The organism is Shewanella sp. H8 (assembly GCF_040285065.1).
GTDB classification, from domain to species: domain Bacteria; phylum Pseudomonadota; class Gammaproteobacteria; order Enterobacterales; family Shewanellaceae; genus Shewanella; species Shewanella polaris.
The window spans coordinates 3,080,779-3,096,709 of sequence record NZ_CP157213.1 but is presented as its reverse complement, the minus strand read 5'-3'; the positions used below and the strand labels follow the sequence as shown (position 1 = coordinate 3,096,709).

15 protein-coding genes are annotated in these 15,931 nt (G+C 39.0%); 8 read left to right on the top strand and 7 right to left on the bottom strand.

What is annotated here, in order from left to right:
• The first annotated feature begins 296 nt into the window (after positions 1-296).
• Positions 297-2,249 carry a replication endonuclease gene (locus ABIS04_RS13415; RefSeq protein WP_350431386.1) on the top strand — a complete coding sequence of 651 codons (1,953 nt, stop codon included), beginning with the start codon at positions 297-299 and terminating at the stop codon, positions 2,247-2,249.
• 224 nt (positions 2,250-2,473) lie between these two features.
• On the opposite strand, the gene ABIS04_RS13410 is transcribed toward ABIS04_RS13415, so the two are convergent.
• From ABIS04_RS13410 to ABIS04_RS13385, 6 genes are all read right to left on the bottom strand, one after another.
• Positions 2,474-3,259: an ADP-ribosylglycohydrolase family protein gene (locus ABIS04_RS13410; protein ID WP_350431385.1), complete on the bottom strand. Its 786-nt coding sequence runs from the start codon at positions 3,257-3,259 to the stop codon at positions 2,474-2,476.
• The gene (locus ABIS04_RS13405) at positions 3,260-3,541 is read right to left on the bottom strand and encodes a DUF6957 family protein (protein ID WP_350431384.1); all 282 of its coding nucleotides are present in this window, start codon (positions 3,539-3,541) and stop codon (positions 3,260-3,262) included.
• A 235-nt stretch (positions 3,542-3,776) separates the two neighbouring features.
• Positions 3,777-4,940, bottom strand: a complete 1,164-nt coding sequence (locus tag ABIS04_RS13400; RefSeq protein ID WP_350431383.1) for a hypothetical protein — start codon at positions 4,938-4,940, stop codon at positions 3,777-3,779.
• Positions 4,933-5,292: a hypothetical protein gene (locus ABIS04_RS13395; RefSeq protein ID WP_350431382.1), complete on the bottom strand. Its 360-nt coding sequence runs from the start codon at positions 5,290-5,292 to the stop codon at positions 4,933-4,935. The genes ABIS04_RS13400 and ABIS04_RS13395 overlap by 8 nt, the downstream gene beginning before the upstream one ends.
• A gap of 61 nt (positions 5,293-5,353) precedes the next feature.
• Positions 5,354-5,716 carry a hypothetical protein gene (locus ABIS04_RS13390; RefSeq protein ID WP_350431381.1) on the bottom strand — a complete coding sequence of 121 codons (363 nt, stop codon included), beginning with the start codon at positions 5,714-5,716 and terminating at the stop codon, positions 5,354-5,356.
• Positions 5,717-5,773: 57 nt separating this feature from the next.
• A complete protein-coding gene (locus tag ABIS04_RS13385; RefSeq protein WP_350431380.1) occupies positions 5,774-6,148 on the bottom strand; it encodes a hypothetical protein in 375 nt (124 codons plus the stop codon).
• 112 nt (positions 6,149-6,260) lie between these two features.
• On the opposite strand from ABIS04_RS13385, the gene ABIS04_RS13380 reads away from it, so the two are divergent.
• The 3 genes from ABIS04_RS13380 (at position 6,261) to ABIS04_RS13370 (ending at position 7,874) form a co-directional block, all read left to right on the top strand.
• The gene (locus tag ABIS04_RS13380) at positions 6,261-6,461 is read left to right on the top strand and encodes a hypothetical protein (protein WP_350431379.1); all 201 of its coding nucleotides are present in this window, start codon (positions 6,261-6,263) and stop codon (positions 6,459-6,461) included.
• Between the two features lie 348 nt (positions 6,462-6,809).
• A complete protein-coding gene (locus ABIS04_RS13375; protein ID WP_350431378.1) occupies positions 6,810-7,505 on the top strand; it encodes a nucleotidyltransferase domain-containing protein in 696 nt (231 codons plus the stop codon).
• 36 nt (positions 7,506-7,541) lie between these two features.
• Entirely contained in the window at positions 7,542-7,874 is a 333-nt protein-coding gene (locus ABIS04_RS13370; RefSeq protein WP_350431377.1) for a hypothetical protein, read from the top strand.
• A 482-nt stretch (positions 7,875-8,356) separates the two neighbouring features.
• On the opposite strand, the gene ABIS04_RS13365 is transcribed toward ABIS04_RS13370, so the two are convergent.
• Positions 8,357-8,623 (bottom strand): hypothetical protein, encoded by a 267-nt coding sequence (locus ABIS04_RS13365; RefSeq protein WP_350431367.1) that lies wholly within the window; start codon positions 8,621-8,623, stop codon positions 8,357-8,359.
• Between the two features lie 189 nt (positions 8,624-8,812).
• Between ABIS04_RS13365 and ABIS04_RS13360 the strand changes: the two genes are divergently transcribed.
• The 4 genes from ABIS04_RS13360 to ABIS04_RS13345 all read left to right on the top strand — a co-directional run bounded on the left by ABIS04_RS13360 (position 8,813) and on the right by ABIS04_RS13345 (position 15,901).
• Positions 8,813-9,220, top strand: coding sequence for a translesion error-prone DNA polymerase V autoproteolytic subunit (locus ABIS04_RS13360; RefSeq protein WP_350431376.1), 408 nt, complete (start codon positions 8,813-8,815; stop codon positions 9,218-9,220).
• A complete protein-coding gene (locus ABIS04_RS13355; RefSeq protein ID WP_350431375.1) occupies positions 9,221-10,477 on the top strand; it encodes a Y-family DNA polymerase in 1,257 nt (418 codons plus the stop codon).
• 110 nt (positions 10,478-10,587) lie between these two features.
• Positions 10,588-11,331 carry an endonuclease gene (locus tag ABIS04_RS13350; protein WP_350431374.1) on the top strand — a complete coding sequence of 248 codons (744 nt, stop codon included), beginning with the start codon at positions 10,588-10,590 and terminating at the stop codon, positions 11,329-11,331.
• Positions 11,332-11,578: 247 nt separating this feature from the next.
• Positions 11,579-15,901 carry a hypothetical protein gene (locus tag ABIS04_RS13345; protein WP_350431373.1) on the top strand — a complete coding sequence of 1,441 codons (4,323 nt, stop codon included), beginning with the start codon at positions 11,579-11,581 and terminating at the stop codon, positions 15,899-15,901.
• Positions 15,902-15,931: the final 30 nt, after the last annotated feature.

The window sequence follows — 15,931 nt, the reverse complement described above, 5'->3', positions numbered from 1 at the left end:
GATGAGCTAGTAGGTACCTTTGAAACATCCAGTGAACCAAATTTTTAAAACAAGCGAAGGCGCAGTTTTCCCCTTGGATAATTATTAATAAGTCCCGCATGAGCTTTTTACAAAAAATAAAAGTTAACTTTTATTAATGTGTTTTACATTACTTAAATGACTGAATCATATAAGGCAGAATAAAAAAACAATACAAATAAACATATAAACCAGAGGCTTAAAGGAATTTCGAGTTTATTTTAGATTCTTAATTTGTTATTGTTATTGTATTCCATTTAACGAACGATGTAATTCATATGTTTATTTTACCCTCATCTTTAGAGCCATATTTTTCTCACAACTTATTTAAAGTAAAATTTTTGGGTGTAAACATATCTCAATCAGCGGCAAAGGTAGTCCGCGATAACGACCTTTCGCTAGATTCTAAACGAGATAATGATTACGACTTTCGTTCAATTTTTTCACATCATACTCACTATGGAATTTTTTGTTATAACTTTGATAAAATCACCAAATTAAGAAAAAAGATCACATCAAAAGTTGAGGCTCTAAACGAATTAAGTATTCGAGCTAAAAAAACACGATTAAAAATATTGGAAAGAATTGAACGATTAAACTCTAACTTGGACAAAGCTTTATTTGAATCAAAGCAACGCTTTTTAAATGCTGATTATTGCAAAAGAAAAATGGTTCGTTTGTTCTTAAGCGAAATGTTGTACGTTGCGCAAAAGAATAAAGAAGTTGGTGGAAAGAAAGGTGAATCAGCCTATGCCTCACGCTTAATGGTTTCCTTTAGAAAAATGCAAAATGAATATAACAAGGAGTTTCTGGATTCTAAGAAGATTTTAGTTAACGGTGAATATAAATCACTACTTGAGTTCGTGGACACCGCAAATACAAACGCAGCTAAACTATACGCGAGAATTAAAGGCTTACAGAATTTAGCTGAAATGCGAACGGAAGATTTAAAATCCAAGAACAGTGCTTCTCTTGGCTTTGGCTGGGCTTTTTTAACGATGACTGCACCACCTGAGTATCATTCGAACCCCACAACAACTAAACAAAGAAAGTCTTGGAATAGAAAAAACGCCATAGAATCTAAAAAATATTTAACTGAGTGCTGGAAAGCACTAGGTAGAGATTGGGAGCGTTTTAATATTAGTGTTAAAAATGGCGATGTGTTTGGTTGCAGAGTTTCAGAAGCGAATAAAGATGGCACTTTACATGGGCATATAGTTATTTTTTACGATAGAAGTAAAGAGGATAAGTTATTTTCAAACCAAGGAATATTTTATAAACATTTTGCAAGAGTGAGCAAGCACCAGTTAAAAATCGTTATTGGCGATGTAGATTCCGAAAAAGGCGAAAGCTCAAAAGTTTCTTCAGCTTCATCGTATTGCTTTAAATATATTAATAAGGCTGTTGGTGTTGATGTTATAGATTTAGATAAGGATAAATCAGAGTTAGATAAAGAATCAGAAAAAGATATGCTTATCAAAATTGATGCCTGGAGAGCAGCCATTGGGGCTAGAGCCTTTAATTTTTTTGGAATAAAGGGTTATAGTGCTGTATGGGATGCTTTACGTAAGATCAGCCATAGAACAGGACTTACAACTAAAAAGCAATTCAAAAAACATGGCAAGTTATCAACGAATGTTGTTTACGAAGATCCGAAGCCTTGTACTATAACGGCTCAAGAATTTGAAAATGAATTAAGTTTATTAACAGAAAGGTTAACAGATGAAGAGCAAGGTGCAAAATTAGATTACTATTTATTAAATAAGTATTCTAGCCAACACATTGAATATAGTGGGGGGAATTATAGCCAAGGCGATTTATTAGAGCTTGACGAAAAGACTCTAAAAGAAATAAGTACGCATTTCATGGAACCTGAAGACACTTTTTCTTCTGACTCCGGTGATGGGGATTTTCATTTCGATTCTGAATATGAACTCCGTAGAAAAAAAGAACTTGATTGGTATATTAAATTAAATGGCACCTTTAACGATTATCAAATATGTGAGAAAGAGTATTGTTTCAGAAAAGTTTTAGAGCATTCAGTTAACGGGGATTTTGCTAAATTTCAAAGAGCATGTGAAAAATACAATGTTGAATTAATAGGAGAAAAGGAATTAAATAAATATGGTGAAACAGTCAAAAAAATCATTGGCGTTAATACTGGCACTTGGGTTTATCTATTTAAAAAATATGTGATTATCGATACCCAAGTAGAATCAAAAAAAGTTTAAAAAATACAAAAACGGACTTAAAATTAAAAAGCGGAACGTAAAAAAGCATTAACAGATAAAGCTAAAAAAGCCATCAAAAATAAAGGCGACCCTCAAGGAAATCAACCCGATGATATTGATTTCTTCTTAAAGTCAATGCTAGGAAAGACTGATTGCAGCGCAACATATCTTCTACTCTAATAACAATCAAAAAAACTACTGAGCCACCTGACCTATGTTCTATATCAAAACATACAAAAATTTCTATTAAATTGTTCAAACGTAAGGAGCACATCATTGAATTTTCTTACGTTAGCTGAGTACACCTTCCGCATCATCTTTGTGGATGTTTTTCCATGAATCAGTTCCGCAACACTACATGCAATCGCAGCCATCGAATCTACGTCGCCGCCTATGAAAATGCATGTCCTTAATGCATCTTCAACGCTTGTTGATTTAAGTCCAATGAAGAGCGATATAGGCACTGTATCCCATGCCGAAGTAGTAAAAACACCTCCTCTATCTTTGCGCTCAAACTCCAGATTGTAATCTAAGTAATATCCCCAATTTTCATAGCACTGATATTTAATATCTTCAAACCCAGCACCATTTCTAAGTTTGAAAATTAACCAGGCCACTGATTCGGCTCCACACATACCTTCATGATGACTATGAGTTATCTTACTAATTTTTTGTGCCAGGTGAATTGCTTCATTTTCACTTGCCGCAACATATCCAGCCGGAATAGATCTTATTGCACTGCCGTTACCAGATGAATCACCAATGTCTTGCTCAAGCCACTTAAAAAAACTAAAGCTATATTCTTCATGTGGGTACTTTTGATACCAATCAATCATAGCATGTTCAAAGTTATCGCTGCCTTTAAGCAGCTCAGAACAAATAGCGGCAGCTAAAATACTGTCATCAGTTAAGTGTGATGAAGGTGAAAAAAGCGGGAGGTTATACCCGCGAATTTTGTCGCTTCCCTCAAAGCTACTACCGCAGTGATCACCAAGCAAAAGGCCGTTCAATTATTTAAGCTCCAAATTCAGATCGGAAGGACTTATACCGCTCATCAACTCTATTAACTGCAAGTAACTTGCTTTGTATTCTGTACCATCACCGATAAGCATATAAACACTGCCGCTTTTTGTTGTAACTACGTTGTTTTTGAGCTCAATGATCCTGGATGTGCAGACGTAGTCATTTTCTTGATACCTTCTTGTACTGTCACTTACGACCACACCATATAGCACCTGAAAGCCATCAATAGTTACAAGTGACCAATTTTTAACAAAAGTTTTTAAATTCATAGCCTTATCCTGAAAAATCCAGAAAACAGTATAAAAGGAATCCCAAGACAAAAAATAAACAAAAAAGTGTCATTTGTTAGAGCACTAGCCACATCAAAGGACAATTGATATGGAAGAAAAAAGAAAACAGATCTAATGAAACGTTGTACTGCATATAAATTATCAACTGCAAATAAATACATCGTGTAGCCCAAGATCGCGATGACATAAACTCGTTCGACAATCATATTGACTCCTAAAGCATAATGTATTGATAGTTGTGTCTAAAGTCTTCTAGAGTTAATTGACTTCCATCGCTTTTAAGCATGTTTGCATCGAAAGCATCTCGAAAACGATCACTGGATTCTGTGTAACCAACATCTGTAGAGCCAGTACCATTATAATTTCTAACATCAATCAAGAGGTTTAATGCGGCGCTCTTACCACTGTTTTTATCAATATAACTATATGCTTTAGCGAAATGTTCGTAAGCAAGACCAAAATCACCTTGAAAAATAACGTCAGTATCAACATAATGCGTAACATCAACAGGACGGTAATCACCAGTACTAGTTGCCATGCGTTGACCCGATAAAAAAGTCGCTTGCCCCTCTTCAAACCATGAGTCTATAGTGCCACCTGCACTTACTGGTGTAGCAACATTCTTTTGAATCGTATGAATAAGCTCATGAAGAACAACCTGCGCTGCATCAGAGCGACTTACCATTGAATTTGGAGGTATAATCATTCCTAAAATGGAACCCACCCCATAAAAGTCTTTGGTTCTGTTTTCATCAAGGCAAACAACTATTTTGTCTGGAACAATCCTACGATCATCTAAATCATACCCATTGATTTTTTCGTAGGCTGCAACAAGTTCACTCTGCTTTTTATTCGAAATAACATTCCAGTACCCGTGAAGAATTCTTAGTCGAGTGTTGTAATCCATTACATCCCAACCAACAGGTGCTTTAAAATCGATATCGATATTTCGAATGTCATGAACATTCCCATTAGTGTCATCATACTCAGCAAGGAATTGAATCATGTTATCACCAACAAAAGGAGAGTACTGAGGACGATATCCGTCAAACTCTGCTTTACTAAGACCCATTAAATTTAAGGCACGGGTCAAATTATTTTCTACCATAGTGGCTGCAAATTTAAAATCAGAGTCAGGTAATGACGGGCTGCCATAAACTAATGTACTAGCTGATTCAAAGTAATAATGGTTGTTTTGAGTAACACATTTACCTCCACCAGATAATGACGCATCATCAGGGTAATAAAGATCAGTGTCGTAGGCTGATTTAAACTCACCAGCAACACTTACGGTGCTAGTCTCTGAACCAACATCACTGCCACAGCCAGCTAGTAAAAGTAGAAGCAAAGAAAGTATGTTAAACAAATATTTATTCATGATTATTCCCTTTGGTTTTAATCTTTTGCACTCGATTGATATGATATTTTTTTAGACCGTGAGCTGTGCTTATAATTACCCAATAAACATTATTTTTAGTGTCAAACACATCTTCAGATATTGTTCCTTCTTCGCCTTTTTTAACGGCTTGTATTAACCAAGCCAGTTTTAAAATTTTGTAATTAAAATAACCCATTTGAGACAAGTCCATGTCATGCAATCTGCCTTTAAACTGTTCTTTAAGTGCCTTAACGACAGCTTTTTCAGTTACTTGATCACAAATCAAGTCATGTAAATTTGGAGAAATAACAATCCTTATTTTTCCGCCATTAAGATATTTCTGAGCTTTCAAAGGATGTTCGTGAACACATCGAATAACGTTGGAATTTAGTATGGCGATTCTGTCCAGTAATCTAGTCAATCTCTATCCCACCATTTTCCAAAAATGCATTAATGTCATCTTGTTGTAATTTTTGTTCAAGCTCTTCATCGATTGAAATGACATGCACAATAAATGTATTTTCAGATTGTTTTTCGTCAGCGATGTCGAACACATTTACGATAAGGTTTAAATTATGAAATGAAGCTTCTGCATACCAGTTTTCATCAACATCCAGTACTGATAAAACCTTGTAGAACTCTTCTTTTTTATCATCTGCCACACGCTGAACTTGATTAGAAAAGCAGAAACTAAGAACTTTAAATTCGTTCAATAGATCACGTTTAGTCCGATCACAAGTCATGTGTAATAAATCAATAATATTTTTTGTAGACATGAGAAGTCCTTCCAAAAAATTGAAATCAATAGTATTTTTTTGTTTATTAGTTAAGTATTAGGAATCGAAATTTATAATTGCTTGAAGTGAAAACCATTGGTAATCATTGCGTAAAATTCTCATATCTTCTATCTCGCTGTATAAACCAATATCAATTCGTGTTTTGTGTGATATACGAAAGAAAATTGTTTCTTGATAATAATCAAGCATACCGCCTCTGTGGTCGCAAAACGGGTCATGCTCCCTTTTAATCTGATGCATATATATAGATTTCAAAAGCTGAACGACTGAGCCATTTTCATTGACCAAATTACAGATACCGATCGAGAAAGAGAGTATTAATTCTTTATTGTCTTCAAGCTGCTTTAGCTCGTTTAAATGTTTAATGAGAAGTGAACGTAAATAATCATTGTGAAGGAAAGTGTTAGACATTTACAACCTCCTTTTGGAAGGAGGGTTACTTTATCACGTTTGCAGCTATTTGTCAATATCTGTATTACATGTGCAGCCAAAAGGGGTGATGCGGATAAGGCATTTTGGTTTTTTGGCTAACAGTTGTCGGCGTAAAAAGCTGACTAACATTCGCTCACAACTGACAACAAAAGCCCTCAAAGAAGTAAAGGTAACAGAGCGATTAGGGCATTGGAGTTGTCCGCAATGTGAAACGGGGCGATTACAATTTATGGGATTAATCCCACTGCTAAAAATAGTCGAGCGTGAAGCCGCGCTGAGGTTGTCGGGCTAAACGAAAAAGAGTGGTGTATAGCATGAAATGATATGCTTAGTTAATACCAAATTAGCTAAGACGATAACGCACATCACCACGCAGGCAAATCATGATGAATGAGAGTGGTCAGCAGATAACAGGACGATGGAAAGTGATGAAACGACTCAAAATCCAGTTTAAAAGGTGTAACCAGAACAAACGATTAGCCAAAGTGCTGCACAAAAAACAACTACCGTAAAAAAGCAAATTCCTATAGCATAAAACATACCGATTAATATGGATGTGGCATCGGCCAAGTCCAACAAGCGATTTATGCCCTGCAAACAGCGCAACGCATAAATACTAAAACGTTAGGCGCAAAAAATTATGCGATACGATACATATTCCCTAAAGAAATTGTTAAGCGCCCTTACTGACCAGTTTGATGGTGTTAGCGAAGTGTATTTATTTGGCTCTCGGCTTCACAGAACAAGAAGTACGCGGTCAGATGTAGATTTGTTGATAACAGTTAGCGACTCAGTAATAGCTGAGGATGTGAGAGATCTAGCCCTTCGGGAATGTCCAGCATTAGACTTTTTCTTAATTGAAGGTGGTGTTGCCACTAGTTGTGCAAACGGCAGTAAAGTGCGGGCTAGCAATAAAAAATCTTTAATTAAGAGTCTTGGTGCTAAAAAAATCTGGGATAAATCGGCTGGCTTTTTACCAGTAGACATTGACTGGGATTTTGACGTTATCAAAGGAATGAACCCAATGATGACTACACTCATTTCAGCTGTTCCGTTTCCGTCAAAAGCTGAGGCGGTATCAGAAGGTGCTGCGATTGAAAGCACTATAAATGAATCTATGTGGTCAAAAGTAAAAGACCATCCTATTTGGGTTTTAACTGTGGCGGTTTGTGCAGCCGCTGCTATAACTTTTAAAGTAACTTATGAGTTGCGTATTGTGCCTCTTGAAAAAGAGATAGAAAGTTTGAAAGTCACTCTGACATCAGAACACAATGATATCTCAGAAAATGCGCCTAACAAATCAAAGCAGCAAGGCCCTTCGGGCGGGACGCGCTGACGCGCGCCCCTGTTTGAGGCGTTAGGTGGCTTTAGAGTGAAGTATCTTCGTACAAAGTTGGCGACAGATTGGAAGTTAAAAAAATCTCTATCTCAGCAGGTTATTAAAAAAGTATTTTGGTTTATTCCAAAAGCAAACCCTGACTATGAAAATAAACTTCATTTTGTAAAAGAGTGGTTAATTGAGTTTGATGAAAATGGTTTACCTTATAGAGAAATCGGTTTAGATCATAATGGTAATTTTGTTCTATCTGGCCCCAATTTAAATAATTATGGTTTTTGGTTAGATTGTAATATGCAATATAAAGATATTACTGGTGTAGCTTGTACATCAGAGGTATTTGATAAGTTATGGCAAGAGGTTTGGTGAACTAGTCACCTAACACATATGAGCCTTCCGCCAGTCAATAGGCGAGCCTAACTTATTTGACTGCTTTTGCAGTCAAATTAAAATCAATCAACAAATTCATCTACTTCGTCTGTCATTTATCGGTTAACCCTAAGATGGCAATATTCAAGTCAGAGGTGCTTTGTGCACAGTTAGTTTCAGGCTCATTTAAGGTGTAAACGACTTTGTTGATTGCATTCATTAATGCGTGCCAATAAGGTGTCTAATCAAGGCGATGTAGCTTAAATAGTATCTGACATAGTGATGATGGTGAGAAGTCATTGCTTCATTAGCCACATCATTCACAGTCAAGTCGACAACCAAATTTTAAACTTGTGTTACCTGAAGCTTTTCCTATCAGTGAGATTACATGCTTTTTATTCAATCCCATTAATTTTGCTGCTTCATCAAGCATTGCTTCAGGTAAACCTATTTTGATAAATAAATTTGATTCTGTAACAATATCAAGTTGCTTTTACTGGACTTACCGTAAAAGTAACTTGTTGCGGCTTGCCCTGCAACGACCTTGTAAAGATAGGTTTAGAAACTACAGGTGAGTAGTGATGATCAACTTTTTCGCATTCATCTATGTGTTGAATTAATGCTTTGATCGCATTTTTATATTGTTCAGGTACTCTCATCACTGTCGTTTTTTCATATCGAGTCTTACGGCCAGCACCTTTACGTACACCACCATGCGTCCCTTTATGTTCTTCACTTTTATCTGCCATACTTAGAATCTCTTGATTACGTAACGATATCAAGATAACTTGATTTGGTTACATAATCAAATAAAACGTTATAAATTTGTTGCTCCACAAGTCAAAGAGCAATGCATTATTCGATTGTAAAAATAATAGACTTGCACCTTGATGGTTTACTGCTAATATCACTGTAATTATATACAGTGGTTTTTTGTTGTGCGTGTTATCCCTATACCTGCAAGAGCAGGCATTACAGGTTTTGAAAGTCCCGCTGCTGAATACAGCCAGCTTGGTATGAGCTTGGATGATTTGCTTATTGAGCATCCAAGCTCGACCTTTATTGGTATTGCTCAAGGTGAGTCGATGCAAGACGTCGGTATCTTTGATGGTGATATGATCATTGTTGATCGTCATGTGACTGCTCGAAACGGCGATGTCATCGTTGCCAATTTTAATGGCGAGTTTGTCTGTAAAATCCTAGATACCAAGGGGCGTGTTCTCCTTTCTTCTAATCAACAATACCAACCTGTCATAATTCATGAATACGATGATTTTAGTATTGAGGGTGTAGTCACACGTTCTATTCGTTGTCACCGTCAAAGCCCTCTGTTATGTGGTAATTAGATGTTTGCTCTAGTTGACGCTAATAGCTTCTATTGCAGTGCAGAACAAGTCTTCCGCCCTGATTGGCGTGGTAAGCCTGTTATTGTGTTGAGTAACAACGATGGGATGATTGTTGCAGCTAATCGTCAAGCTAAAGAGGCTGGAATTGGGAAATTTCTACCTTACTTTCAGGTTAAAGCCTTATGCGCGAAACATGGTGTTATTGTCTGTTCCTCAAACTATGAACTCTATGCTGACTTATCTAGCAAAATGATGGACATCATTGGCCGCTTTGCTCCTGAGCAACATATCTACTCTATTGATGAAAGCTTCCTTTCCTTTAAGAACTGCTATCCCGCTATCAAATGCCTCCGTACTCAAGGCAAGTTAATCCGCCGTGCAGTGTGGAAAGAAGCGCGATTAGCAGTCTGTGTGGGTATTGGTGAAACGCTTACTCTAGCTAAAATTGCCAACCATGCAGCTAAGAAAATTGAGAGCTACCAAGGGGTTTGTTTCATTAGTAATGAGCAAGAGCGTATTGCTATTTTAAAGCAGCTTGCTGTAGGGGATGTATGGGGGATAGGCCGCCGAATAAGTAAGAAGCTTGAACTAATGAATATCCGTACTGCGTTTCAACTCGCTTCTATGCCGCCGACACTGGCAAGAAAGCAATTTAGTATTGAAATAGAACGTTCCGTTCGTGAGCTTAACGGCCAAGCCTGTAAAGTATGGGATGAGGCGAGGGCAGATAAAAAGCAGATATTTTCGACTAGAAGCGTAGGTGAGCGGATCACTGATTTTGAGTCGTTACAGCAAGCATTGAGTAAGCATGTTGCTATCGCAGCGAGTAAAGCACGTAAGCAATGCTCAAACTGCAAGACCATGCTGATTTTTGCCAGCAACTCACCCCATGATGAACGGCCAGTAAGCTACAAAGCTATTGTGCATTTTCCATGTCCGACTAACTGCACTGTTGAGCTAACCAAAGCGATGAGTGAGGCCGCACCAAAGCTTTTTCGTGAAGGCATACATTATTACAAAATCGGTATAGGGCTTATTGATCTAGCCAACGAAAAACACAACCAATTCGATTTGTTTAACCCTCCTAAAGCTAATCCAGCTTTGATGCATACGCTAGATGACATTAACCAACGTTATGGAAGTGATACGATGTTTCTAGCAGCGCAAGGCATAGAGCATAAGTGGTCAATGCGCCGTGACCTGCTAACTCCGCAATACACAACCAAATGGCTCAGTGTACCCAGCATTAAGTGTTAACTAGGTTTTCGCATTGATTAATGTTTTCACTGTTAGTATCACTCATATGCTTGGTCTGACTAGATAAATCAGGCATTATCTAGTCACTGTTCCTTAGCTTAAAGTTTTCAATGAACCTCCTCAAAATTGGTCTACCACTCTTTCTACTGGCTCTCAGCTCTACAGCCATTGCAGCAGGAAATACATCTAATGACTCATTCAACAAAGCAAAGAAGATGCTCGAGCGGGAGGTCTATCAAGATCACCGCGTAACCATCTACTGTGGTGCTAAATTTGACGCTAAAAAGAACATCGAAGCACCTACAGGTTTTGTTACTTCTAAATACATTAAACGGGCAAAACGGGTTGAGTGGGAACATGTAGTTCCGGCGGAGAACTTTGGCAGAGCCTTCAGTGAGTGGCGTGATGGTCACAAAAGTTGTGTCGATAGCAAAGGTAAGTCGTTTAAGGGACGTAAGTGCGCAGAGAAGATCAATCAAGAATATCGTTATATGCAATCTGACATGCATAACTTGTTCCCTGCCATCGGTGCTGTAAATGCACTACGCAGTAACTATAACTTTACTATGTTGCCCTCAGCGGTGTCTGACTTTGGTAGTTGTGATATGCGTATAGATGATCGCAAGGCACAACCACCGATAGCTGCTCGTGGCATTATCGCTCGAACACACATGTATATGGAGCAGACTTACCCTAAATACAAAATGAGTAAACAACAGAGCCAATTAATGCAAGTTTGGGACAAACAAGATCCTGTTTCTAAGTGGGAGTGTAAGCGGTCAAAACGTATTGAAAACCTTCAGGGGAATGCAAATACAGTGGTCGATAGCCGTTGTAAATCACTTGGTTTGTAGGCATTTAGATGGGCGGCTAGCTCATTTATGCCCCATTACGTGCCAGCATCAATTGAACCTTCGTGCAGACTGAGCCCAGCTTGACTTAGTTTTGCTCATGCCTGAAATGTGTTTAAGGAAGTGGGGGCTTACCAGACGATGAACTAGCTATACATTCCACACTAATCAAGGGTTAATTCTAGACAATTACCTTGGGTGTGAGAAGATAAAGTAAGTGAGATCATCTTCATCAGGAACATTACATAGTATGACCATCCATCATGTACCGATAGAACGCCGATTCGCAAAACCCTCTGAAAAGCACCTTGTCGATCCCGACTTTTTGTCGTTATGGGGCGAAAGTACATCTGGCAATCTGAGCTGGGATGATTTTAAGGACAACCACTGTGTTGTTGTGCTCGCTGATGGTAAATGTGGCAAAACTCATGAGTTTAAGAGACGAAATGAAATACTCCGGGCTAACGGGAAAGTCTCGTTTTTCATACCGCTTGAGCAGCTCCAAGACAGTGAAGTTCTAGATATATTGTCAGATGAAGAAGAACATGCATGGGATGATTGGCTTGCAGCCCCTGATCAGACGGCGGTGTTCTTTTTAGATGCTGTAGATGAGCTTAAGCTTCGTCAAGGAACGCTTCGTAAGGCTTTGAAGAAAGTTAAAGATACTCTTGGCGAAGCTCTATCGAGAGCAAAATTTTTTATTTCTTGCCGTCCAAGTGATTGGAATGAGGAGTTGGACGTTAAAGCTCTATCAACAATACTGCCGCCGAAAAAAAAAGACCAGGCGCAGTTACAACCTAAGGACGGAGAACAGGTTTTCTTACAGGTTGTTTCTCGTACGGAACGGGCTAGTAATAAAACTGAGCGGGAGATTGATGATCATGACTCCTCAGACAATATCAGAGTGGTAAGCCTTCTACCTTTTACTCAAAGCGAAGTTCTGGAGTTTGCGAAACTATACTTTCCAAGTGCCTCAGAACAGTTTAATCGCCAATTATCAGAAAAAGAACTTTGGCACTTATATCGTTCCCCTTACGAAATTATGTCGGCCCTCGATCAATTAGCGGAGCAAGGGCAATTAGGTAATTTAGAGGAGCAACTTGTTTATGGCATTAACCAAAAGCTTCGTGAAATATCAGATAAAAAGCGGAACTGTCTTAGTCAAGACAAAGCACTCGATGGTGCAGAACGAGTAGCATTAGCTTTTTTTATGACTAAAACGAGATCAATAAAATCGACTTCTACTGCAAGTAAAGAAAGCGCCCTAAAGATTCAAGATGTACTGACTGGTTGGACATTTGATGAATGCGCGGAGCTACTTGGTAAGCCCATCTTTGACCGTACAGGAGTTGGAGCGTTCAGGTTCCACCACCGTTCTACCCAAGAGTATCTGGCTGCGTTGCGCTTGAAGAAGTTGAGGGAGTTAGGTCTCAATACAAATGACTTATTTAGCCAGTTATTCGCGCGTGTAAAAAATGAAGACGTAGTAATTCCAAGTATGGAACCAGTGACGGCGTGGTTAGCTCTGTGGTACCCCGATATATATAACGAGATTAAAGGACGCTCGCCTTCTTTGATGTTTCGTCAAGGAATCCCCGCTTTGCTTACAGTTGAGTGCCGTGCAGAGCTTATTCGCAAATACGTTGATATGTACTCGCAAGATAAAACGTGGCGAGGTATACGAATTGATTTTTCAGATCTGAAACGGTTGTCGACACCAGAGCTATCGCCTGTTATTCGCGAGTTGTGGGATAAAGCTTATTCAGGTCTTGATACACGGGAGTTACTTTTAGAGCTAATCTATTTGACTCCAATGCCAATCTGTACAGATTTGGCATTAAATGCATTATTTGATGAAGATTTACCGATACATCAGAGAACTTACGCTGGATGGAGCGTGCTTGAATTTGGGGGGCAAGAACAGAAAGAAAAAGTCGGAAAAGCTGTTCTTAAGGGGGAGTGGCCACACAAGCTGGTTCGAAGCATATTAAGTAATCTTATTCCAGATGCAATGTGTGTATTTGATTTTTTTGCAGTCGCAAGATTCCTTCCTGAGCCCCCTAATAATGTTCATGGATTAGGTTTCTCAATAATGAATGCAATCAAGTCTGAATCGTTGTCGGACGAACAAAAGTATTGGCTCAGAGATGAGCTTGCTCAAGCAGTATGGGATGCTCGGTGCGCTGAGAGTCGTATCTACAACGGTAACTCGAAATACAACCATTTTGTGGACGCTGTAATCCAAGCTTGCTTTTTAAGCGTGCCAGCTGAAAAAGAGAGTGTTGAACAATGGGCTTGGTGTCTTGCTATCGCTTTTCACTTCGGCGAGCGCAGGACCAGTATTGTAGCGAGAGACGAAACTCAAGCGTTGGTCAAGTTGTTGTCACAAAACCTAAAGCTTAGGGAAGCGTATTATTGGGCTTGTTTGTGCTTAGTAGAAGAGCTTGAGAGTTGTGACAACTTCATGTTTAGCGATTATCTTATTGATTATGAGAACATATTGCCTCCATTCACTACTAACGATCTTCCGTGGTTGGAACGGGCTTTTATTGAGGGCGAATCAAAAAATAAAAAAGACGCCGCCTTTTATCGCATAATTCAGCTTGTTAAATATGAGTCTTCTTCAAGAGCAATTGAGTTCTTGTCTTCATTACTTTCGGCAGGCACTGAATATGCAGATATGTTAGAGCGAACCCTAAATCCTCCCGAACGAGAGCCAGATGAATACGAGGTTGAACATCGCCATAGAATGGAAACATTTGCTGAAATGGAAGCTAAAAGGGTCGAAGATTGGAGGGAGTGGAGGGACGAGGTTCTTGCTCGTGAGGATTTTTGTTTAGGTGAGGACGAATATGAGAACACGATTTACAACCTGTTCAAATTTTTAGAACAGAGTAGTGATACTTCGACGTGGGGGGAGTGGGACTCCAACCTGATTGAAAAAGCCTTTTCCAAAAAATTTGTCGATGCCCTAAGGCCAAGGCTATCAGATTATTGGAAGTCAGCGGATGTACTGCTGTTCAGTGAACGAAATAACGACGCTAAGAACTCTTTTTCTTATGAGACCTTGATGGCTCTTACCGCAGTTAAGTGCGATTCTGAAAGTAAGTGTTGGCCGACAGGTTTGACTGATGAGCAGGTTAGTCAGGCTGTAAAAATCTCGACTATCGAGCTCAATAAGTTTGCCAACTATCTTAATACGCTAACAGACAAGTACCCCGTCATCGTTGGAGAAGTATTTACATTAGAGGCTCAGAAGCAACTGGAAGATTTCGCTGAGTTAGGCAAAGCTCCTATACTTCTTGATGCTCTGTATTCAGATTACTTAATCGTAAAAAACAGCGTTATCGAAGCGATATTGACGAAACTTGATATTATCGAAGCTGGTATGATCAAAGGTTCCAATACCGACCTAAAGTATGCTTTTGAATTAGTAGCTAAGTTTGGTGCGGACACTCCTAAAGCTTTATTAGCTGAAGTAGTGAATTGCTTCCTCGATAATTCTATTGATTCCGTTGATGATCGTAATGCTTGGGTTGCAAGGTTGGCAAATCTCAACTTGGTGAAAGGCTGCGATAGGATCATCGAGTTTACAGAAAATAGATGCGCTGATGGCAATTTAGATCTTTTTGCTATTGTCTTTGGCGACCGCCATAGCATGCAGCAACCTACGTTTGAGCATATAGAGCCGACTCAACAAAGACTAGCTGTATTGAAACCACTGGTTATTCGCTCTTATGAAGTCGTTCAGCCTTCTTCTGATATAAAGAGGGAAGGCTCCTTTAGACCAGGAAGGAGGGACTACGCTGAGCATGCTCGCAGCTTCCTACTTGAAAGCCTATTTAAAGTAGAATCACTCTATACAATTGACACTTTATACGAGTTGTCAGCGATGCCTTTATTTAATGACGTATCTTGTAGGCTAAAGCAAGCCGCTGTTGAGCTCGCGGCTAGAATTTCAGAGCCGAAGCCAATGCCAGTGGAGAGGTTTAATCAATTTAATAGAGAGAGAAATTATCAACCCTATGATGACAGCTCTCTATTTATGGTTATGAATAACAGGCTAGATGATTTTGAGCATAGCCTACTTAATGATGAGGCAAGCATAGTCGATACGTTGAGAAAAGTGGATGGCGAAACCGAGCTTCGTAGGTTTATTTCTAATTACCTATATCACAATAGCCGTGGTGCTTACTCGGTAACTCAAGAAGCGGTAGTTGCTGCCGAAAAAAGAACAGATATTCGACTTAATGTAGATCGCATCGATAGGTATGCCACTATAGAACTCAAGCTTGATGATAGTCGAAATAACTGGTCGGGTTCTGAGCTGAAAGTTGCATTAGTCGATCAGTTAGTTGGACGATATCTAAATCACAAGAAATGCTATGTCGGTTGCCTTCTAATATGTATGAGGGAGTCCCGCAATTGGGTAAATCCAGATACAGGTGCAAAAATGAACCTAGAAGAGACCGTAAGCTGGCTTCAAGGTATCGCTGATGACCTCACATTACAGCGCCCAGAGCTACTAGTTTCAGTGAAGGGTATCGACTACTCCAAAATAGCAAATGAATGATGTAGTAGTATTTTGAGTTCTTAGGCAAGG